Here is a 19,244-nt window from a genome sequence, read left to right as displayed (position 1 = left end):
TAGGGTAAATCTTATGATCTCATAACTGATTTACAGCAGCACCATATATAGTACCTCACATCAAATTCATATACAACATAGATGAACCGCTAAAAAAAACACCGGAAGCATTATTGCTCCCAGTATTTTAGGTTATCCTTTCTTGGCTGCCTTGGCCCGTTGATCCACAACTCGCACCAGTTCAACAATAATAGCTGCGCCCATCTTCAACACAATTCGCTTCAGCAAGTATACATTCACCTTCATTCAGATTCACCACCAATCTGTGACCAGCGAAGTTCACCATCCACAACAACACCTGCCAAGTAGAGGACATCTAACTCGACACTACTAATCACGTATCCCAAAACATCCAGGCTCCCATTGCTGTAAGTGTAAACAACAACTTGTCGAGGCCAATCAGTCATATCCACTTCTTTGGGAAGTAATGTTGTATCTAGTTCGGACAACTCTAACAACGTGGCTTCACTACCTAATTGACCCAACTTCTGTCCACTGACTTTAGCCATCTGATGACGTATCCAGTCATACCACATCTTTTCATCAGTCATCGATAATAACCTCCCTACCGGATCATAGGAACATAGAAAAAGCCCACCAACTCTACTAAGAGTCAGTGAACTTTCTCAGTTCTTCACCAATACCGCCGATTCCCATACCCACTTTTTCAGGTTACTGTCCCAGCCAATCGCATCAATTTCATGCTTTTCCGGTGAAACAGTACCATACCAGATATGCCAAATTCGACAGTTCTTAAAGACTGCGGTGGTAATCGTAAATAGTTGTGGTTCGAGTTGTTCTAGCCAACTGGTACCCTCTTGTTCAACCACATCAATCTGGCTAACCTTATTAGGATACGAATTCTCAAAAATTCCAATCACCTTAGACGCTAACCACTCAGAATTATCATCATTCAGCGGAAAACTCTTAATCTTAACCTCTTGTAATTCCATGACACATCACCTCCAAATTAAAAAGAAGGGTATCAACCATCTCAGGCTGATACCCTTCTTTCATGCAATAAGTGCTAGTACTCTGTAACAGATAATTCAATTGGACCACCGTCACCGGCTACCCGTACCCAGTAACTCCCATCGTCGGCGCCACCAGAGGTAATATCAAAATCATATCGCCCTGGAAAGAGGCCACTGCTTAACTGACTCTTCGTGATGGTCTGGTTCTTACCACCACTCGTCATCTTGATGGTCATGTCATTCCCATACCCCGTATAATTTGTCACTTGGATTGGGGACTTCCGCGTCGTCAAATAGTAACTTGTAAAGAGACCCATGACCTTTTTGCTCTCAACCTTAAAAGTATAATCAACCTTAGTTCCAGCAACGACCATCAGTGATAATCTTACCGATCTCGCTAGTCGGGTCTGTCGCATTATCATGCATATCTTTGACAACACTCTGAGCCCCAATATCGCTAAACTTAATATCTTGATTATCCTTGGAGAATTGCTTGAGAAAGAGTGCGCCATCCTTATTTTGAACAGCCTTAGTGATGTTACTTGCCAACCGGTTCTCTGACACGGCGACCCGGGTCTTAATGAACAGACCACCACCTATCAGAACAACGACAACGGCAATTACTAAGGCAACAATATCCTTTTTCTTCATCTTCTATTCCGCCTTCTTATCAAAAAGCATTAACACCAACGGCCAAGCATAAATGGCTGGAACGACCATTAACCAACCTAATTTGGGATTTTGACCAATATAGGTTAATCGCCGCATGGTTGCTGAGATTAGTAACACATCGGCCGCCCAACCTAGTAACCACCCAATTCCAGGAATTAGAATAACCACACAATCAAAAATCATAACTGCCAAAGCTGCCCACCAGAAAACTGACTTTCGACTTTCTGGAACATCACCGTTGAACTCAAACGCGTGCTTTAAGACATACTGAACACTACCGACGAAACCTAACTGTTGTTGATTCACCTGGTCATTTTGAGATTCACGATGTTCTTCATAACTATTTTCAGTTTTGTTATCGTTGCTATCTACGGTAGTCTCAGCTGCTACCTCTGGTTGTTCAACTGATGCTTTCTTACTAGCTTGGTCGCTCTCTGTGGTTAGTTGAGCGCCACATGCTGGACAGAACTTCGCACCTTCCTCTAATTGATGACCACAATTTGGACAAAACTTCATACTAAACACTCCTCAAAAATTATTTTTTATTATGTTGATGAATGACCCGCTGAATCCATTTTTGCGAGTAACCGTACTTACGCGCTAAGGCCTGCTGATTACTACCGTTGTATTCAGTTAGAACTTTCTTAGCCGTTAACTCTCGATCATACAAATGCGTCGGAATCGTCATTTGCATCCCCTTATATTGCTGATAGATGGTTAACATCGCCTCCTCCCCAACTAATTCATCCAATTCTCGATAGAATCGGTGCAGCACCGTCACGTCCACCTTGCTATCCATCTCATCATCACCACCTTTAGTCTTAATATTAGTGAATACGCTTGCCATCCGGAACAGCACTAGAACTAGACCTTATAAAGGAATACGGGTGGACGTTTAACCATGAAATTATCTATTGGTTAATTACAGCTAATACCTGTTGGCGACCAACCGTCTCTTGTTCAGGCAAAAGTCCTATATAATATTTTTCGGTAATCATGGTACTTGCATGCCCAAGGTACCGGGAAATGTAACTGATTGAGATGTCCTTTTCAGTAATCATCATGCTCGCTAATGTGTGCCGGAGTGTGTGGGTACTGTACTTCGGTGTAATTCCCAGTCGAATTTGCAACTGATGGTACGACGTGTTCACATTGCCTGCGACTGGTAATCGACCACGGCGATTCAGTAACAGAAAGTGTTGGGGATTGGCTATCCCTAATTTGAATAGTGTCGCCCGATGATACCCAATCCACTGTCTTAAAATCGCTAAGGCCTTGGCCGATAACGGCAACGTCCTTTTAGCATGCTCCGTCTTGGGTTCCTTTAGGTACTGGTGCTTACTATCCCAGGACTCATCAACTCGGACAGTCCCGTGTAAGAAGTCAACGTCGTCATACTTTAGGGCTAAGCACTCTCCTACTCGTAATGCCGTCTGGGAAATAATCATTAAGGCTAGACGATTGACGTCGTTCATGTCGTAGTTATAGTCCAACAAGAAATCGCGAACTTTACGATAGTCCGCGATAGCCATAAATTTCTTATCATCTGATTTAGTCTTAGCGGGATCAGCAATGATTCGAATACTACCAGTCGCCGCATTACGCATAAGTACCCCGTCGCTGACCGCGTCGCGCAAACATGAACGAATATGGATTAGATCCTTACGCGATGTTTCGTGACTCATATCAAGCTGATTGAAGTACTTTTGAATAAGATTTCTAGTTAGGTCCTCTAGTCGAACGCCCGCGAAGAACTCCTGAAAGTGTTGGTAACTGATCGTGTAAGTGTACAGTGTATTCGGCGTTACAAATGGCTTCTTGTAGATTTCAACCCAGTGCTTGTAATAATCCAAAAACGTCCACCTCGCCATATCAAAAGTTGTTCCACGGTCGGAGGCTAATTCAAGTTCATGTAACCACGTCTTAGCCGACCGCAACTCTGAAAAGGTCTTCGACTTACGTAGTCGGTCTTTACCTGAGCCCATTGTAAAAATAGCCTTATAAGACTTCCCACTCTTCAGTCGATTAGTGACGATTTCACTCATTGCTTACTTTCTCCTTTCATCCAATCTGCATTCCATCCTGTAAATTGCCAGGGTTCATTACGAATCGCCAAGGGGTGGACTGCCTTACCCTTACCGTTCACCAAGATTGTTACTCGCTTTTCTAGGTGTTCCTGCTTACAATGATTCCAGAATTCACCCATTCGGGCCTGAGCGACTAACGAACGACTAGGTAACGATCCCGTTGCGATAATGATCCGGTCAGCCTCTTTTGCGGCCTTTACCAGTTCAACCATCCCATCTTCGGCATAGGCGACCGATAAGCTTTTGTCTGATGGATATTTCACTGGTCGGGTAAACAGATTAGCGATTATCAGACCACCAAATCGGCCCATCTCGACTACACTATTGCGAATCAACATTCCCGTCAGGTCACCCTTTAGTAGGTTCGCGTCTGTGGGGTAGTTGGCTAATACTAAGACTAACGGCTTCGATTCATCCCAGACCTGTTTGGACCAATAGGTGTCTTCACCCTTTAGCTTTACTTCCAATTGAACTTGCAACTTTTCAACGTGCTTTCTAACATCAACTTCGTTTGCCATAACTATCTAGCTCCTCTTCATTTCCATTTTTGAAATGGCCACTTTAGCCACCCAAGGTCACCCAAGACAAAAAATCCCCCATGATCATTACGACCATGAGGGATTCGTCTTCAAATTAATAATATATGCTTATGCTTTTGCAAATTTCGGTAGTGCTTGGGTGGCCTAAGTGACCGAAACTAGATATTTTCAATTGCCTGCCGAGCCGCTGTACGTTGTTCCTGCATCTCATCCGGGATAACTCCAAGGTAAAACTTCTGCGTAATCCCTGGATTACTGTGTCCGAGCATTTTTGACACGTACAGCATTGAAACTGCACCACTCACAATTAGCTGTGATCCAATGAAGTGCCGTAACTTATGCACACTGTAGACTTGCGTAAAGCCCAATCGTTCTTGTAATAACTGGAAGTACCGATTGACCCCCGTTGCGCGCGGTAACCGTCCCTTTTCATTCATGAACAGGTACCCTTTAGAGTTGACAACGTCTTTACTTATTAACGCCTTCTGCCGTTTGACCGACCAGGTCTGTAAGATGGCATTCACCTCTGGGGTGATGGGAACATCTCGAATGGCGTTTGGTGTCTTGGGTTGATGAACTTCATTGGCCACGGCATCGTAACTCTTATTTACGTGTACGGTACCGTTCTTCAAATCCGTGGCAGTCAACGCCAAGGCTTCGCCTACTCGTAATCCGGTCACCGCAATTAAAAGTAGCACCATATATTCAATCCGCTCAGCGCTGGGTGCCATCTTCATTAACTCATTAAACACAGCCTTATATTGCGTCTTAGGCATAAACTTTGCTGACCGCAATTGGGTGCGCTCTGGGGTGGCAGTTAATTGCAACCGTTGAGCCGGATTAACCCGGATAACCCCATCAAGAACAGCGTCCTTCAAGGCAGCCCTCAAATGGGTCAGATCTTTGCGTAGTGTTTCGGTCGAATGATCACGACCTAGACAGTTTAAATATGATTGAAGTATCGGTCGACTAAGGTCAGCCAATGTTGTTGCTGGTAAATACCGCTTCACGTGATTGTAAGTTGCTTGGTAGGTTATTGCAGTGGCTCGGGCGACCGTCTTTTGCTTGTACAAACGAAACCATAATTGATAGAAGTCGTAAAACTTCATCTGCGGGTTGTAATACAACGATGTCGAGTACGACAGGTTCATCTTGGCTAGCCATTCTTCGGCTGCTCGCTTGCTGTCAAAGTTCTTCTTGACCCGGTAACGAGACTTACCGCTACCACTACTAAACTGTGCCTGCCAGGGCATGGCTGTTTTACCTGTGTAATCGTTTCTAACGACCTTACTCATGTTCTCATCCTCCTAAAAAGGAACGGTTCCATAAAATAAGAACCGTTCCAACAACTAATCATTATCTGTGAATTAGTACTTGTACCAATTCAAGCTACGACCTTTCACGTAATCCAGAAGTAGGTCTTGGGGAATGCGGATGGTGCCGCCGTTGTTAAACACCATCCGTGGACAGCCAGGATCTTGCAATAGCTGATTGACCAGGTCTCGACTGATTCCCAGAAATTTAGCCGTTGTGGCTATCGTCATGAGCTTGTGGTTGCTCTGATTGGCCAGACTTTCCTTTGGATTCACTGCCGGACGGCTTTCCGAGGTGGTGGTCATCTTCTCCTTCCTCCTTCCAAGCTACATCTAGGACAAAGTCGTAGCCGTTAACCATGACTTTACTGTAACTAACGTTTAATGCCGATTGCCAATACTGCTGAGCGTCCTTCCAGAAGGCTCGTAACGGCTCCGTTGTATCTTCCTGCCGACACCAATCTGTAAAAACTTTGTAGATGTCCGATCGCCGAATCCGATTACCAGGTGATTGTTGCATTCGGTCCAACAGAAACCGCATTGCTTGGGAACGCCCCTTATTAAGGTATTCTTCTTTAGCCAGCTTCATAACGGGTGATTCGACAAAACGATACGAGTTATTCCGCAAAGATTGAAGCGCCTTAATTGCCTTAAAGGCCACACCACCAGCCTCTGACAACAACTGCTGAGGTAATTCCTTATTCGCCGTGTTTCCCAGAAAGACGTGCTTAAAGGGTAGGACTAGAAGCCGACGGGAAAAACCAATTGTAGCTTCCGCAGGTGGTAACGTGTTAACCGCAAAGGTCAGCTTAATGGGTAATTTCACTTCAACTTGCGGCTTATTTTTAATATCTACAGTCATTGGAGCCCCAGTGGTAAGAGCTTTTACGATATCAAATGGGAAGTCTTCCTCGCTACTCTCGTCTGCCAAAAGCGAGGTCTTCCCCAATAACGGTTGTCTTCCAAACTGGGAGCCTAATGATTGCAAGCGTTCACTAGTACAGTTACGTGGTCCAACAATCTGTCTAATGATATTAATAAGGCTGGATTTTCCACCAGCACCGCTTGAAACCATAAATAAGAAGGTCTCCCCGGCCACTTCCCGGTCGATTTGGTAGCCGACCCAACTAATCACAAATTCCCTGGTTACGTCGTCGTCAAAGGTCGACTGCATAAACTGGTCGAAGATTGGAGTGTCGATATCTACCGGATTGACAGGCGATTTTTTCGTTGTTAGCTGATCCGGCGAGAAGGGAACCAATTTCAAGGTATCCAAGTCTAAGGCCGAGTCCTTAAATGCATAAAACTTAGCATCAAGTTTATCATCATCAACAACTCGGGCTTTCCGCTCAAGCAACCCCAAAACAGACGTTTCCATTGATCTAGACCAGACGTTGCCACCAGCATAATTCAGCAAATGAGCCAAAATTCGGCCAAGAGTATTTTCTGCAGGTTCATAAACGCCGTCATCGTAATTAAAGATTAACAGTTCATTTGCGCTTTTAGTTACGATTAACTTTGTGTGGGCTAATAGAAAAGCATTAAGCCTTTCGTTATTAACGCTGCTATCTTTGATGCCTAAGAGATGGCACAATTCCTCTCTAAGACCCGTCTCATGGTCAGTTGCATCGATAGTAAACGATAGCTGAGGACCACGAAGACACTCCAGAATAATCTTGCCTAACTGGCCAAGACGAATGATTGGAAAGTTAAAATCACGTTCTGTGTGTCCACCCGAATAGTTGTTCGCAAATGTTTTGTTCACTCGTAGGTACGGATTCAATTCCTTACGAAGTGTATCTATTGACACCTCATCGATTTTCATCGTTTGTCTCCTCCTTTTACGGCTTCTGTGGGTTAGGTAAACTTGGTGCCGCTGCGAGTTTTCGGAAATTTTGCAAGTTAATGAAACCCTTTTTGTTACGATAGACGTTTACTCGACCATTAAACCCCACGAGGTCTTTTTCCTCACTAACCCCAGCGGCCTCAAAGAGTGATACGTAAGGCGAGTCAGCATCATATGAAACAAACAAGTTGACTGTTTCTACTTTTGTTAGCCCACGGGGGTCTGTAAGTTCTACAAACAGACGAAGCGTTTCATCTCCAGTACTTTCTAACTCGTCTGGGTCTGCCTTTAAGATTTTGCAGTTGACGTCTCCCCACTGAAAACGTTTAATTTTACTACGGTCAAATGACATAATTAAAATCCTCCTTTTAATGTAACGTTCAAAATACCTTCGGTTTCAAGGGCAGGCCAAACATGGTTAAGTGTCGCCTCAACTACTTGGGTCACTTCTTGTTCAAAAATGCTAGCCTCAGAATCCTTGACTTCAAAAATCAACTCGTCGTGTACCCCAAGGCGGATTTTTGCCGATTTAACCTGCTCATAACATGCAACTAAACACTGCTTGTAGAGGATTGCCCCACACATTTGCACCGGCAAGTTCACCATTTGGGTCTTTTTCAAGCCCACATTAATAGGCGCATCGCCAAAAGGAGTGTGCAACGTCTGTGAGTCATTTGGCATGAGCAAGGACACGAACTCGGGATATTGCTTCAAAAATAGTTGCTTAACATGCCAAGGACCATTCCAGTCAATTTCATGACCCACTAAATCCTCGATGGATTCTAATACCCGGCGTTCACTGCCACCGTACATCAACGTAAAGGCAACAATTTTGCCTAATTTATGACAGTCCCGTGGGTCTAAATCCAAGTGAAGCTCTTGGTTGAACATATCACCGTTGTATGAGTGAACGTCTACCCCACGTTTAAAAAACTCTTGCATTGCCCCACACCCAGTCAATGCGGCTGCCACACGCAATTCAAAGTTTGCCAAATCAGCTGAATAATACGAGTATCCATCTTCAAGTGGGGAAAGGTCTTCCCACATCAACTTTGGTAGAGCCATCATGGGCAGCTGTCGACAGTTGAATCGTCCTGAATTCGTGCCGTACATTTCCCAATTTCCAGTAATTCTAACCTTGTCAGCAGAACCTGGAATTGCTTGACTAAGGCGAAAAAGTTTATCACCAAACGTCAGAACCAGGCGTCTCTCCTCCTGGTATTCTTTGTAAAGATCCAGGGGTAAGGCCCCAGAGTCAAGCACGTGTTTGTATCCATCAGCAGACTTCTTATGGAAGGAGATTTCATTCTCCCAACTCGATTTATTAAGGATCAAGCCATTTCGCTCCATCTGTTGAACCACGGGGAGTGCCTGACACTCTAGCTTGAATAACATTTGAAAGAGTGGGAACTGTGAAAAGTATTCATTCGCCCGCCCCAAGCTCTGTTGGTTTAATACCGTGGGTACCACCCAGAGAAGCATGTGGCAGATGCTGTCCCACGAGAACGTATGACCTGCATCGTCTGTGACTGTGTTGGTGCTTTTGATTCGTAACATTGTAACTTACCTCCGTGTTCGTAATTTTCGACCTTCCTAGGTATCGAAAGCTGGATGCCCCATGACTGGCTTCCCTTGCGCTGACCAGAAACTCCTGGCAAACTTGATTAGCTTTACTGCCTCTCAAGCTATGTACACATCATAAGCCGAAATCAGACTTCTAAATACTGACTAAGTTTTGCAGACCCAACAAAAAGACATACTAAGATTGAGCCAAGTAATTAATACCGAACGTGGTACCTGAATTGTCCTACCAGTGGCTATTAGTTGAATCATCGTTCCAATTCGATGGATTCATTTGCAGGACGCTTACCTGCGTGGTTTCATAAGCGAACTTAGCTGTGCTCTTCGCCAAACGACAATGCTGATGTAGTACCGACAGCAGCAAGTGTTTCACTAGGCGCGCAACGCGCCTTAGGGCTTGAACTCATAATTGTGTTCCCAAGCCATTTGTGCTTTGCCATGTTAAATGACGTGTTAATTTTTCTGAAAAAAATGAAATTTAAATAAAAAAAGAGAACTCAGTATCGAGTTCTCTAAATGAATTTCTAATTACATGTCTTTATAGGCTTGGGCAAAGTCTGCCGGTACTTTTATTCCTTTGACCTTTGTCATATATTGCAAAGCTTGAGATCCGCCACCAGGAAGTGTGATATAAGTAACGCCACCGTCACCCTTCTTGGGATGAGAAAGTTGATTTGTTTTATTGATAGCGCTTACAGATACAGTTTTTCCACACGAGATGTTGAGCTCTGTTAAGTCCGTCCATTCTCCAAAATCATCAAAATATCGGATGATGCTTAGTTTTGTCGGTAAGTTCTTATAAGGCTTTTGATATAGAATCGCTCCTTTTGATTCGACCCCTGTGAATAAAGCTGGAATGATTTTACCTGTAGCAGTTTTAACTTTGAAAGGCACAACGTTATCATATTTTCCAAACCACCCATACATCCCTGCATATGTATGGTATACAGTTGCGCCGTATTCAGTTGCATATTTATTGTGGCCGTGATTCCAGGTATATATAACATCTGGATTGTCTTGTGACCCCATCGACACCTTAGAGAAATCAATCTGTTTTGGTACTTTAAGATATTTATTATTAGCCTTACTGGTTTTCCAAGTAGTTTTGGTTATTGTTTGCCATAGCGTTTCCCCGTTATACCAATGGCCTCTAATCTTTTTTGGATTGACTTTAATAGATTTATCTTTGTACTTACCAGCAGTATGTCCTACTAAATATTTTCCATTGTCGTCAGGGCCTTTAAATGTTTTTGATCCTATCTGCATTTCAGTTATTGTGTCATTGTCATAAGGGTGCTTCCAATTTAACTTCGCCACGCGAGATCGGTATAGTTTTGTTTTGCTTGATGCCGCGTTTGCAACTGTCGTTGAGCTGAAAACTAAGCCCGCACTTATTAAAGCGAGTCCAAAAATCAGACTAGTATGTAATTTCATAATGTCTCCTCCTTAACTGGTTTCAGTATACTTGATGGGATCATATAATCAATCAATGATTACTTATGACTGAATCCAAGTGTGATTGGTCATAGTTAACCCGCAGGCTTAAGCCAGCATCTTGTATCAATCGAGTAAAGTCGCTAAATCAACCTCGTAATCCTCCCACCAGATAGTGAAGCCCGTCTGACCCATTGATATAATATCACGTGTTTCTTCTATATTACATTCGATTTTCCGAATCATTTGGACATCATCTGAAGGTAGGTTACTCAAATCAAGCGATATTTGAATTCCCTTTTTTTCTACTTCCCCCCACTTCTTTCTCCATTTTCGCGTGTTAATGTTTATTGCCCTGAACTTATTCTTCAGAGATTTTAGGCTATCTACATCTTGTACATTATTACCTGCTGCACATCTGTGAAGCTCCCTTAGCCTCTTAACTAATTTACGTAGAGTGTCATCGTTGACCCTTGCTAGTTCAAGAGCACCGCCTTTATTTTCCAATGGCCGCGCCAAAGTGTTCAGCATACCATAAGAAATCTGATAATTTGGCCTAGCCTCAATATCAACCGAGGATATACCGCCGCGTAACATACAAATGTAACTTCTCATAAGGGGGCTTTCCAGTGCTAGTCGCTTAGAATGGTCCTTATAGTCTAACTCTAACTTGCGCCTCAATTTTTCCTGTGATTGTGGATACAGCATGGCAACGAGCTGGAACAACAAACTGGAAGAATCATTTACATTTTGAGTGTGCTTAAGAGAAACTTCACTCTCAATGCTAAACACTCCCTGTAAACTTTCAAAATCTTTCATGGTATCCTCAGTTATTTCTTTATTAAAAAGACTGTCCAACCAGACAAATTGTAGAAAGGGATTCGGGACACTTACTCTGTCCTCCTCTTTTGACATCCGTATAATATTATCGACACCGACCTGAGGATAGGTATTTACACTTAAACTAAAGAAATTTATTTTTTTGTCAAACCGTTTATGATCAACCGAAGAATATCCATATAGAAAATCAAAGAAATTACGCCACTCCAGTTCGATGTCACTTAATTCGTAATTTGCTCTTAACCGTCTGAGTGTTAAATCATTAACTTCCTTAATTGGAGTATTCGCCACTACTTTTTTCTCTGCAGTACAATTATCCAAATTATCATAAAACCCTGTAGCAAGTTTCCGCCGAGAGGTTCGCTTCCCATATTTTAGATTATCAGCCCCTAATAATGAAGATTTGCCACTCCATTTTGGGTATGTGGATGCAACCACTATTAATATCACAACATCCATGTACCAAAAATCAAATTCTTTTTTAAAATCTAGTTCATCATTTCCATCTAGTCCTTGATTCGGATACAAACTATTATAGCGTCTCCACGTTGTAGTCTTACTCAATAATCGAAGACTTTTTTGTAAGATATTCCGCTTCATTTTTAGTTGGGACACTTGGTTTAAAGGCGTGATATTCGGACGAAATTTATTATATTCAAACCCATCTGTCCAAACATACGGAACAATCCTAGCTATTTCATTAAAACTCGTTGTTACAGTTTCACAATTATCATAACTCACACCGCTAGTAGCCATTTTCATCTAAGTATTTCTCCTTCGTTTACACGCAATTCTATCATTAAATGTTCATTTCAAAAAGTAAATATACGAGCCCTTTTCTCCGTAATTAGATACTTTTCTTCTAGGTAGGTATAGATGACTGAGTGCGCATAAAAGTAGGGACAGCAAGACCAGATTACCTAGTTACTTTTATCTATAATTTCATTTGTAGACACCTCACTAATAATTACTCGCTTACAAATTAAGAGTATCCGAATACATCAGTTACTCAAGAGCCCTTGTACTGGACACTTTCCTTGTAAGTGGGTATGGGTGACTAAAGTGATTGTAAAAAAGTAGAGCATCCAGGCTTAATCGCTTGGATGCTCTATTTGGTATTCACATATTCAGTGAGTCTGAAACGAAATCCACCATTGTTCACTACCCATTGCCTTATTATAGACGATCTGCCGCAATCAATCGGAAGTTAAAAGAATTAATCGTCAGTCTCGTGCTATAAGCCAAACCACTAACGTAATAGTTCTTTCCCTGCTTTTCAACGGTTGTTTGATCATCACTCAAGATATCCTGGACTAGCTTTTCAATCTCAGACCGCGAAAAATCGACCTTTAACTTCTTATTAACTCGCTGATAGACTAAATCCGTATAACAAACTTGGTTCTTAATTGACGCAAGCAGCTCTGGATTAGCTGGCATCCGCGTCCTGCCCCTCTTGGACGAACGTATGCTTGTCATCTAGTACATACTGAAACTGCACGGCGTTCAACATCAGACTAGCCCGAAACAGGGCCTTCACACCTTGTTCATTAGCCATGACCACGAAGAACTCGCGATCCGTACCGCTGACTCGTTGGAAATCTTCATATTCTCCCTTGAAGCCCTCTTTACGGAACAACGCGATAATCTTCATCATTTCAACTTGCGTAACTTCTTTAGTCGCCAAATTCAAATCTCTTTTCTGCTCTTATAGTTGTGTTCAGATAATGCCCATTTAGTGTCCACTACGGTCACTCTCTAATTCAGATAGCTTATCCTCAATCAGTTGATTAGCTATCCCAAATGCCTTCAACCGTCGCTTAGCCAGGGTCAGTTGGGACTTGTACCGACTAGGATTCTCTTTAGCTTCAAAGGTCTTAATAACCTCCCGAATCTTATGCAACGTTGAGTCAATCTGACGCTTAGCTTCAAGTAGTTCGTCACCATCATACATCAAAAGAAGTCCTCCTTCGAACGGCCCCAAGCAACCTAAATCGAACGACCAGAAGTGACCAATTAGTGACCACTGGTGTCATTTTTTCCCACGAAAAAGCCGACCCTGCCTAAGCCGGATCGGCCTTAACTAATTTGGACTACTTGCCCAACTTAGTCTTGTTAGTCATGTTTAACTTGTCATCGAAGTCGTAAACCACTGGTTCACCAGTAGCCATTTCAAGATTCATGATGTCGTCATCAGAAATCCGTTCGATGTACTTGGAAAGTGCCCGGAGTGAGTTACCGTGGGCTGCGATGATGACGTTCTTGCCATCCAGCAACTTAGGAGCAATCTGGTCTTCCCAGAATGGCATAACCCGTTCCAAGGTAACCTTCAAGTTTTCCCCACCAGGAACGATGTTAGGGTCCAAGTCAGCGTAACGACGGTCGTTCACGGCGGAACCTTCGTCATCAGCACTCAGCAGTGGTGGCAAAACATCGTAGGACCGACGCCAGATGTGGACTTGGTCGTCACCGTACTTTTCAGCGGTTTCCTTCTTGTTCAAGCCTTGTAATGCGCCATAGTGCCGTTCGTTCAAACGCCACGTCTTAGTTTCTGGAATCCAAAGTTGGTCGGATTCTTCCAAAACGTAGTGTAACGTCTTGATGGCCCGCGTGAGGACAGAAGTGTAAGCGTAGTCGAATTCCAAGCCGGCTTCCTTAACTTTCTTCCCAGCAGCCTTTGCTTCTTCAACACCCTTTTCACTCAAGTCAACGTCAACCCAGCCGGTGAACTTGTTTGCAAGGTTCCATTCACTTTGACCGTGGCGAATCAGTACTAATTTTGCCATTATTTAGACCTCTTTCTTCATAGTTTTACCTTGTTATTTTACACCATCTCCCCGGAAATTTCAGCATTATTCACGTTTTAACCCCCGTGATCATTAGGTAACCGTTTTCTTAATGAACCCGAAAAAAAAGCCGGATTGACATCGCCAATCCAGCTTATTTTTCTAAATCATGGTTGTTTACGACTGATGAATGCTAGGCCTAACCCAATTAACATCAATCCCCCAAAGATAACGCCGGCATAATCCGCCTGCTCGTTCGTTTGAGGTAACCGTTGGGCCCCCGTCGCCGTGACGGGTAAGGCCGCGTTAACCGCCGACTCACTCGCCAAAGTAGCTGGCATCGTCGTGGTCGGTTGGGTTCCGGCCATTACCGGTTGAGTTTCGGCTTGTGGCAACTCAGACGTTCCGTTAGCGGAAGTACCGTTAACCGTTGGCGTCGTCGTTGCGGCCATCCCACCGGTCAATAACGGATTCGGTGTTGAACTTGCCGAATTAACTGGCACCGTAATGTTCTGCCCGGACGTTGTGGATTGTCCCACCGTTGAACCTGGCATTACGCTACTGGAGCTCATCCCCGGCTGGCTGGTAACCGCGCTACTGTTAGTGTTCGCCGTACTCGATGAGCTCGAAGCTTCACCCGGCACCGTCACACTCGGCGTTGTCGCTGATTGATTCGCCGACGAACTACTCGACGAACTCGGCAACGTTACCGAACTAGAAACACTGGCTGAGCTAGAAGAACTCGCCATACTAGAGTCACTCGATTGACTACTGGATTCTTCAGAATCTACCGAAGAATCGTCCGTTGGGTGACTACTCGATGAGCTATCCACCACGTTAGACGAACTGTCGCTATCGGTTCCAGTGCCCGCACCATCCGTGGCGTGACTACTCGATGAACTATCCACCGCGTTAGATGAACTGTCGCTATCAGTATCATTAGTCCCTGCGCCATCCGTGGCGTGTGAACTCGATGAACTATCCACTGCGTTAGATGAACTATCGTTATCGGTATCATTAGTCCCCGCACCATCCGTGGCGTGTGAACTCGATGAATTCGAAACCACGCTGGACGAACTGTCATCCTCCGTATCAGTGGTGCCTGAACCGTCAGTGGCGTGACCGCCCGTGGTTACCGTGCTATTTGCATGACTGGTAGCCGTCGAAGACGTCGTTGACTGGCCAGTCGTCGCTTGGCTACTTGATGAATTTGTCGTCGAACTAGTCGACCCGGCCGTGTTAGACGAATTCGTGGTGATCGGGTTATCGTCGGTCAAGCCATTCCAAGTCACTTGATTGGCGTTGGCGTGACCAGCAACTTCTGCCGTATCCTGCCAATTCCCGGTATAGCCACTAACCGTTGGTATCGCTTGGTAGTACACCGTTACGGGCGTGGTCACGTTCTTAAAGGCAAACGTGACCTGCTGGCCTAACGTGATGTTGCCGTTTAACGTGACCGTCGGCGTCAACTCGTGGCCGGTCGCGCTACTAAACGTGCCGTCCGGGTTAAACGTCCCGGTCGTTGCCACGACGCTCCCCGGGACGTAGGCTTGTCCCGCACTTAACGTGTTGACCAAGCTGACGTTGCCTAGCTTTTGCCCGATGGCGTTAAAGCCAACGTTCCAAGTCAACTGGGTCGGATACTTTTCGGCATTCCGGCCGGTCACCCCACCGTTAACTTCAACTGCCCAATTAGCCGTAGGGGTAGTGGCCGCCTGTGTCGCCACTGGGATAGCTAACGGGATAATTCCCATAATCATGGCAGATAAACCCGTCATGATTATCTGACGTAATCTGCGCATTAAAACTCCCCCTTTTTAGTCCACCGCTTTTCCCCTTAAAAGTCACGACATTCCCGTTCGAGGGTGCTAAAAAAGTGGTTGACCTAACTGCTTCATCTTCAGCGTAGGGCTAAACTTACCGTTATTATAATTTTTCTGATAGATTACCCCCTGGTTAGACAACTGAGGGGGCCTAACTAGTTGATAATTAAATTGGCCACTAAAAAAGCGGTGATTTTCCGAAGAAATCACCGCCACCTGATCGTTTACTTGGATGAATCGGGTCCCTGGTCCTGATCATCATCGTTATGGTGTCGTCGAATACTGTGTGTTTGTCGGTATTGGCGAATCTTCTCCACGTCAACGCCGGGATGTAACCCGTGGACCGGGCGGACGCCCAAGATATCCAGGAAGAAGGTGAAGATTGGCACCCCGACAATCAACCCCCAAACGCCGAAGAGCTGCTCACCCGCCAACAACACCACGAAGGTGTAGAAGATGGGGAGCTCCGTGCGACTGGACATGAACTTCGGGTTCAAGACGTAAGCTTCTAACGCGTGCACCACCACGATCATCACCAGGATGTAGATGATATAGCGGTAACCGCCAACCGAGTACCCCAGAACGGCCAACGGAATCACCGACACGATAACCCCGGCTACCGGAATCAGGCTCAGGATAAAAATCATAATCGCCAGCGTGGGTAACTGGGGCATCTTCATGATGGCCAGAATCACCGTGGTAATCACGGTGTTGCAGACCGCGATGAAAAATTGAGCTTCCAGCACCACACCAAAGGTATTGATGAATTTATCGGCAAAAAACTTGATATCCTGGAAGACCCAGCCGTAGGTACTGGTTAAGAACCGCTGGGAAAAGGCCGTCATCTGTTTACTTTCAATCGTAAAGAAGAAACTGAGGATCATCGACATGAACAAGGTTAACCCGAACGAGCCAATCGTCGAAACGTAGTTCAAAACCACCTTGGCGCCGCTCTGGACCTGTCCCAACAGATCTGAAGTACTAATGTAGTTGGTCACCCAACGGGCAATCTGGTTGGTGTCGTTATCCGGATTTTGATAAAACTTGTACAACTTTTCAATTCCCCGAACCGACGACGTCACAATCTGGGGCAAATACGTGGTTACGGCCCAGTACAGGCCGCCCAGAATAATCACGTAGGTCAGGACCACAATTAGCTGCGTCGGGACCTTCACGTGGCGCCGGACAAATTTAACTAGCTGCAGCACCAGAAAGGTAAAAATAAAGGTCAGTAGAATCGTGTTCATTTCGCTGCGGACCAGCCACAAAATCAGGATGATGCAGGCCAACACCACGAAGCGGCGTAAGCGAATGTTCGTTGTAAACCGTTCCCATAAACTCAAAGTCGAATCCCCCCACTCTTTTAGTCAGCTCTTATTATACCGCAATGCCCCCATTTCCCTAAGGATTTCCCCACCGTCAGAGGACTTACCGTCGCCAAATCTTCAAGACAAAGTAACGGGCCGTCTCGTAACCGGCGATTACCATTCCCCCAAGAATCACGAGACTCGCTAACAGTCCCGGTCCGGAACCAACCAGATAAACTGCCGCGATCAACCAGGAACCGACCTGAAAAATCACATACAAACTCCCCACCAGTGCTAGGAACAATTGAATCTTCACACGCATTTTTCTCCTCCTCACCCTTCATTTTCCCTAGATTACCCGAACACTCCAGAAAAAGCCAGACGTCAACGCCCGTCATGACGCCGAAACGTCACGGTGGCCATTCCACCCCCGTTACACCAGGGAATGGCCCGCTGCTCGCCAACGCAACTGGCGGCGTGAGGTGTCTCAAAACTTGCGTTCCTGCGCCCAATAAAAAAGACCCGCCAACATTGACGGATCACCGTTGTTAAACACAACGTTCTAGGGTTAAGATTCAATTTGTTCGAGGACCACTGGCCGCTCGTTTCTAAACGTCAATTGGAGATCATCCAGGGCTAAGACCCGGTGAATGATGGCTGAGGCCCCGCCCATTAAGGAAGCTTCCTTGGCATTTTTGGTCAGGAGCAACGGCGCCTTGCGCGGAATTGCCAACTTATCGACGTAACCACGGACACCATCCATGAGTTCGGGCAACAATTCCAGAATCGGCGCGTTCAGGAGAATGGCATCCGGCGCGAAACTACTGGAAATGTTGGCCAACACCTTCGCCAGGTAATAGGAAAACTCGTCTAGAATCGCCAACAATTCAGGTTGGTGACCCAGGTAGTCCCGCCGAATCCGGTTCACATCGACCCGGTCAAGTTTTTGATAGGCCATAATCCGTTTCAGCACACTGGTTTCGGAAACGTAATGGTTCACCGTTTCGTGGTTCTGTTCTTGGTACCGGTCGGCCAACGGACACTTCCCGATGACACCAGCTTCACCCCGGTGCCCGCGATACAGGTGGCCGTTCGTTATGATACCGGCACTGACCTGATCACGGATGGTAACCGAAATTAAGTTCTCGTAGACCCCTTCACCGGAGAAGTCCCGCTCGAAGATGGCCGATTCGTTGGCCAGGTTTTCGAGCACCACCGGTACGTTGAACTTATCACCGAAGTACTTGGCTAAGTCAAAGTCCTTTAACCCGTTCAATCCGGCGCCTAAGATTTGATTTTCATAAATGACGCCGTCCAGGCCAAAGGACAGACCCAGGAGCCGGGTATCCCGGTCGCCCATCATCTGCCGAATATGATCTTCAATCATGTCGAGCACGGACGTTAAATCCACGTTACGCGTCGACACACTGGTATAATCTTCCGACTTTCCATCTAACCGACAAGCCAACATGGTGAACCGTTGCCGTAAAATATTGATGCTGAGGACGTACCCATAGTCCACGTTGAGTAACGCCATCACCGGTTTTCGGCCACCATTTCGCGTACTAACGCCATGACCAACCTCACGAATGAGACCTTCGTGAAGTAATTCACTGTAGATGTCCGACACGGTTACCTTATTCAAGCTCAGGTTCCGTGAAATCTGACTCCGCGAAATTGGTCCAGCATTGACAATTTGTTGTAATACTTGCTTTTCGTTCGTCGTCCGCATGATATGTTTGTTAATAATCATAATATGGTAGTGATGTTGAGCCCCCGACAAGCCGCGACGCAACGCCGTTTATCGACGCAGTAGAACCGCTTGACCCCCCAAGATCATCACGGTTCTGGTTAGCCGGTGCCACACCACCTTACCCCCCTTACAGTGTAATTGGTTTGTGGACCTATTACTATAGTAAACCTGCCTTACCAATAGTGGGCAAATAATGACTCACCGGAAAATTGGCTTTTTAGGGGGTAAAATAACCCCCAAACCACTGCCAGTATTGACGTTTTGTGCGTCAAATCACGTTAAGTGCCGTCAG

23 protein-coding genes are annotated in these 19,244 nt (G+C 45.3%); all 23 read right to left on the bottom strand.

Annotated features, from left to right (window positions below):
- Positions 1-242: 242 nt before the first annotated feature.
- Positions 243-551, bottom strand: a complete 309-nt coding sequence (locus tag FD25_RS07275) for a hypothetical protein (RefSeq protein WP_057802986.1) — start codon at positions 549-551, stop codon at positions 243-245.
- Positions 552-626: 75 nt separating this feature from the next.
- Positions 627-953: a hypothetical protein gene (locus FD25_RS07270; protein WP_057802985.1), complete on the bottom strand. Its 327-nt coding sequence runs from the start codon at positions 951-953 to the stop codon at positions 627-629.
- A gap of 74 nt (positions 954-1,027) precedes the next feature.
- Positions 1,028-1,291 carry a hypothetical protein gene (locus FD25_RS14315; RefSeq protein ID WP_225428589.1) on the bottom strand — a complete coding sequence of 88 codons (264 nt, stop codon included), beginning with the start codon at positions 1,289-1,291 and terminating at the stop codon, positions 1,028-1,030.
- Between the two features lie 37 nt (positions 1,292-1,328).
- Positions 1,329-1,625 carry a hypothetical protein gene (locus FD25_RS14310; RefSeq protein ID WP_225428590.1) on the bottom strand — a complete coding sequence of 99 codons (297 nt, stop codon included), beginning with the start codon at positions 1,623-1,625 and terminating at the stop codon, positions 1,329-1,331.
- Positions 1,626-1,628: 3 nt separating this feature from the next.
- A complete protein-coding gene (locus tag FD25_RS07260) occupies positions 1,629-2,162 on the bottom strand; it encodes a zinc-ribbon domain-containing protein (RefSeq protein WP_057802984.1) in 534 nt (177 codons plus the stop codon).
- A 19-nt stretch (positions 2,163-2,181) separates the two neighbouring features.
- Positions 2,182-2,445 carry a Mor transcription activator family protein gene (locus FD25_RS07255; protein ID WP_015825998.1) on the bottom strand — a complete coding sequence of 88 codons (264 nt, stop codon included), beginning with the start codon at positions 2,443-2,445 and terminating at the stop codon, positions 2,182-2,184.
- 112 nt (positions 2,446-2,557) lie between these two features.
- Positions 2,558-3,691, bottom strand: coding sequence for a tyrosine-type recombinase/integrase (locus tag FD25_RS07250; RefSeq protein WP_057802983.1), 1,134 nt, complete (start codon positions 3,689-3,691; stop codon positions 2,558-2,560).
- Complete coding sequence (locus FD25_RS07245) at positions 3,688-4,251, bottom strand: DUF1643 domain-containing protein (RefSeq protein ID WP_057802982.1); 564 nt, start codon at positions 4,249-4,251, stop codon at positions 3,688-3,690. Before FD25_RS07245 ends, FD25_RS07250 begins: the two co-directional genes overlap by 4 nt.
- A 179-nt stretch (positions 4,252-4,430) precedes the next feature.
- Complete coding sequence (locus FD25_RS07240; RefSeq protein WP_057802981.1) at positions 4,431-5,567, bottom strand: tyrosine-type recombinase/integrase; 1,137 nt, start codon at positions 5,565-5,567, stop codon at positions 4,431-4,433.
- Between the two features lie 72 nt (positions 5,568-5,639).
- On the bottom strand, positions 5,640-5,816 hold the full coding sequence (locus tag FD25_RS14080) for a MerR family transcriptional regulator (protein ID WP_146999974.1): 177 nt from the start codon (positions 5,814-5,816) through the stop codon (positions 5,640-5,642).
- Positions 5,794-7,410, bottom strand: coding sequence for a DNA primase family protein (locus FD25_RS07235; RefSeq protein ID WP_057802980.1), 1,617 nt, complete (start codon positions 7,408-7,410; stop codon positions 5,794-5,796). Before FD25_RS07235 ends, FD25_RS14080 begins: the two co-directional genes overlap by 23 nt.
- Positions 7,411-7,426: 16 nt before the next feature.
- Positions 7,427-7,783, bottom strand: a complete 357-nt coding sequence (locus FD25_RS07230; protein WP_057802979.1) for a hypothetical protein — start codon at positions 7,781-7,783, stop codon at positions 7,427-7,429.
- A gap of 2 nt (positions 7,784-7,785) precedes the next feature.
- A complete protein-coding gene (locus tag FD25_RS07225; protein WP_057802978.1) occupies positions 7,786-8,988 on the bottom strand; it encodes a DNA polymerase in 1,203 nt (400 codons plus the stop codon).
- 552 nt (positions 8,989-9,540) lie between these two features.
- Positions 9,541-10,446, bottom strand: a complete 906-nt coding sequence (locus tag FD25_RS07220; RefSeq protein ID WP_057802977.1) for a hypothetical protein — start codon at positions 10,444-10,446, stop codon at positions 9,541-9,543.
- A 126-nt stretch (positions 10,447-10,572) separates the two neighbouring features.
- Positions 10,573-12,048 carry a hypothetical protein gene (locus tag FD25_RS07215; RefSeq protein WP_057802976.1) on the bottom strand — a complete coding sequence of 492 codons (1,476 nt, stop codon included), beginning with the start codon at positions 12,046-12,048 and terminating at the stop codon, positions 10,573-10,575.
- A 414-nt stretch (positions 12,049-12,462) separates the two neighbouring features.
- Positions 12,463-12,723: a DUF3781 domain-containing protein gene (locus FD25_RS07210; RefSeq protein WP_057802975.1), complete on the bottom strand. Its 261-nt coding sequence runs from the start codon at positions 12,721-12,723 to the stop codon at positions 12,463-12,465.
- A complete protein-coding gene (locus FD25_RS07205; protein WP_057802974.1) occupies positions 12,713-12,970 on the bottom strand; it encodes a hypothetical protein in 258 nt (85 codons plus the stop codon). The genes FD25_RS07210 and FD25_RS07205 overlap by 11 nt, the downstream gene beginning before the upstream one ends.
- Positions 12,971-13,018: 48 nt before the next feature.
- Positions 13,019-13,240 carry a hypothetical protein gene (locus tag FD25_RS07200; RefSeq protein ID WP_057802973.1) on the bottom strand — a complete coding sequence of 74 codons (222 nt, stop codon included), beginning with the start codon at positions 13,238-13,240 and terminating at the stop codon, positions 13,019-13,021.
- Between the two features lie 136 nt (positions 13,241-13,376).
- The gene (locus FD25_RS07195; RefSeq protein WP_057802972.1) at positions 13,377-14,069 is read right to left on the bottom strand and encodes a 2,3-diphosphoglycerate-dependent phosphoglycerate mutase; all 693 of its coding nucleotides are present in this window, start codon (positions 14,067-14,069) and stop codon (positions 13,377-13,379) included.
- Between the two features lie 167 nt (positions 14,070-14,236).
- Entirely contained in the window at positions 14,237-15,871 is a 1,635-nt protein-coding gene (locus FD25_RS07190) for an LPXTG cell wall anchor domain-containing protein (protein ID WP_083484114.1), read from the bottom strand.
- 245 nt (positions 15,872-16,116) lie between these two features.
- Complete coding sequence (locus FD25_RS07185) at positions 16,117-17,235, bottom strand: AI-2E family transporter (protein ID WP_057802970.1); 1,119 nt, start codon at positions 17,233-17,235, stop codon at positions 16,117-16,119.
- Positions 17,236-17,320: 85 nt separating this feature from the next.
- Positions 17,321-17,521, bottom strand: coding sequence for a hypothetical protein (locus FD25_RS07180; protein ID WP_057802969.1), 201 nt, complete (start codon positions 17,519-17,521; stop codon positions 17,321-17,323).
- Between the two features lie 246 nt (positions 17,522-17,767).
- Positions 17,768-18,931 carry an ROK family protein gene (locus tag FD25_RS07175; protein ID WP_235807920.1) on the bottom strand — a complete coding sequence of 388 codons (1,164 nt, stop codon included), beginning with the start codon at positions 18,929-18,931 and terminating at the stop codon, positions 17,768-17,770.
- Between the last annotated feature and the right edge of the window lie 313 nt (positions 18,932-19,244).

The organism is Levilactobacillus acidifarinae DSM 19394 = JCM 15949 (assembly GCF_001434835.1).
GTDB classification, from domain to species: Bacteria; Bacillota; Bacilli; order Lactobacillales; family Lactobacillaceae; genus Levilactobacillus; species Levilactobacillus acidifarinae.
Note: the sequence above shows the minus strand (reverse complement) of the source record. Positions and strands in the feature narration are given on the sequence as shown.

Coding starts and splice junctions, on each gene's coding strand:
- FD25_RS07275 (WP_057802986.1), bottom strand. CDS start 551: ATGACTGATGAAAAGATGTGGTATGACTGGATACGTCATCAGATGGCT.
- FD25_RS07270 (WP_057802985.1), bottom strand. CDS start 953: ATGGAATTACAAGAGGTTAAGATTAAGAGTTTTCCGCTGAATGATGAT.
- FD25_RS14315 (WP_225428589.1), bottom strand. CDS start 1,291: ATGGGTCTCTTTACAAGTTACTATTTGACGACGCGGAAGTCCCCAATC.
- FD25_RS14310 (WP_225428590.1), bottom strand. CDS start 1,625: ATGAAGAAAAAGGATATTGTTGCCTTAGTAATTGCCGTTGTCGTTGTT.
- FD25_RS07260 (WP_057802984.1), bottom strand. CDS start 2,162: ATGAAGTTTTGTCCAAATTGTGGTCATCAATTAGAGGAAGGTGCGAAG.
- FD25_RS07255 (WP_015825998.1), bottom strand. CDS start 2,445: ATGGATAGCAAGGTGGACGTGACGGTGCTGCACCGATTCTATCGAGAA.
- FD25_RS07250 (WP_057802983.1), bottom strand. CDS start 3,691: ATGAGTGAAATCGTCACTAATCGACTGAAGAGTGGGAAGTCTTATAAG.
- FD25_RS07245 (WP_057802982.1), bottom strand. CDS start 4,251: ATGGCAAACGAAGTTGATGTTAGAAAGCACGTTGAAAAGTTGCAAGTT.
- FD25_RS07240 (WP_057802981.1), bottom strand. CDS start 5,567: ATGAGTAAGGTCGTTAGAAACGATTACACAGGTAAAACAGCCATGCCC.
- FD25_RS14080 (WP_146999974.1), bottom strand. CDS start 5,816: ATGACGATAGCCACAACGGCTAAATTTCTGGGAATCAGTCGAGACCTG.
- FD25_RS07235 (WP_057802980.1), bottom strand. CDS start 7,410: ATGAAAATCGATGAGGTGTCAATAGATACACTTCGTAAGGAATTGAAT.
- FD25_RS07230 (WP_057802979.1), bottom strand. CDS start 7,783: ATGTCATTTGACCGTAGTAAAATTAAACGTTTTCAGTGGGGAGACGTC.
- FD25_RS07225 (WP_057802978.1), bottom strand. CDS start 8,988: ATGTTACGAATCAAAAGCACCAACACAGTCACAGACGATGCAGGTCAT.
- FD25_RS07220 (WP_057802977.1), bottom strand. CDS start 10,446: ATGAAATTACATACTAGTCTGATTTTTGGACTCGCTTTAATAAGTGCG.
- FD25_RS07215 (WP_057802976.1), bottom strand. CDS start 12,048: ATGAAAATGGCTACTAGCGGTGTGAGTTATGATAATTGTGAAACTGTA.
- FD25_RS07210 (WP_057802975.1), bottom strand. CDS start 12,723: ATGCCAGCTAATCCAGAGCTGCTTGCGTCAATTAAGAACCAAGTTTGT.
- FD25_RS07195 (WP_057802972.1), bottom strand. CDS start 14,069: ATGGCAAAATTAGTACTGATTCGCCACGGTCAAAGTGAATGGAACCTT.
- FD25_RS07190 (WP_083484114.1), bottom strand. CDS start 15,871: ATGCGCAGATTACGTCAGATAATCATGACGGGTTTATCTGCCATGATT.
- FD25_RS07180 (WP_057802969.1), bottom strand. CDS start 17,521: ATGCGTGTGAAGATTCAATTGTTCCTAGCACTGGTGGGGAGTTTGTAT.
- FD25_RS07175 (WP_235807920.1), bottom strand. CDS start 18,931: ATGCGGACGACGAACGAAAAGCAAGTATTACAACAAATTGTCAATGCT.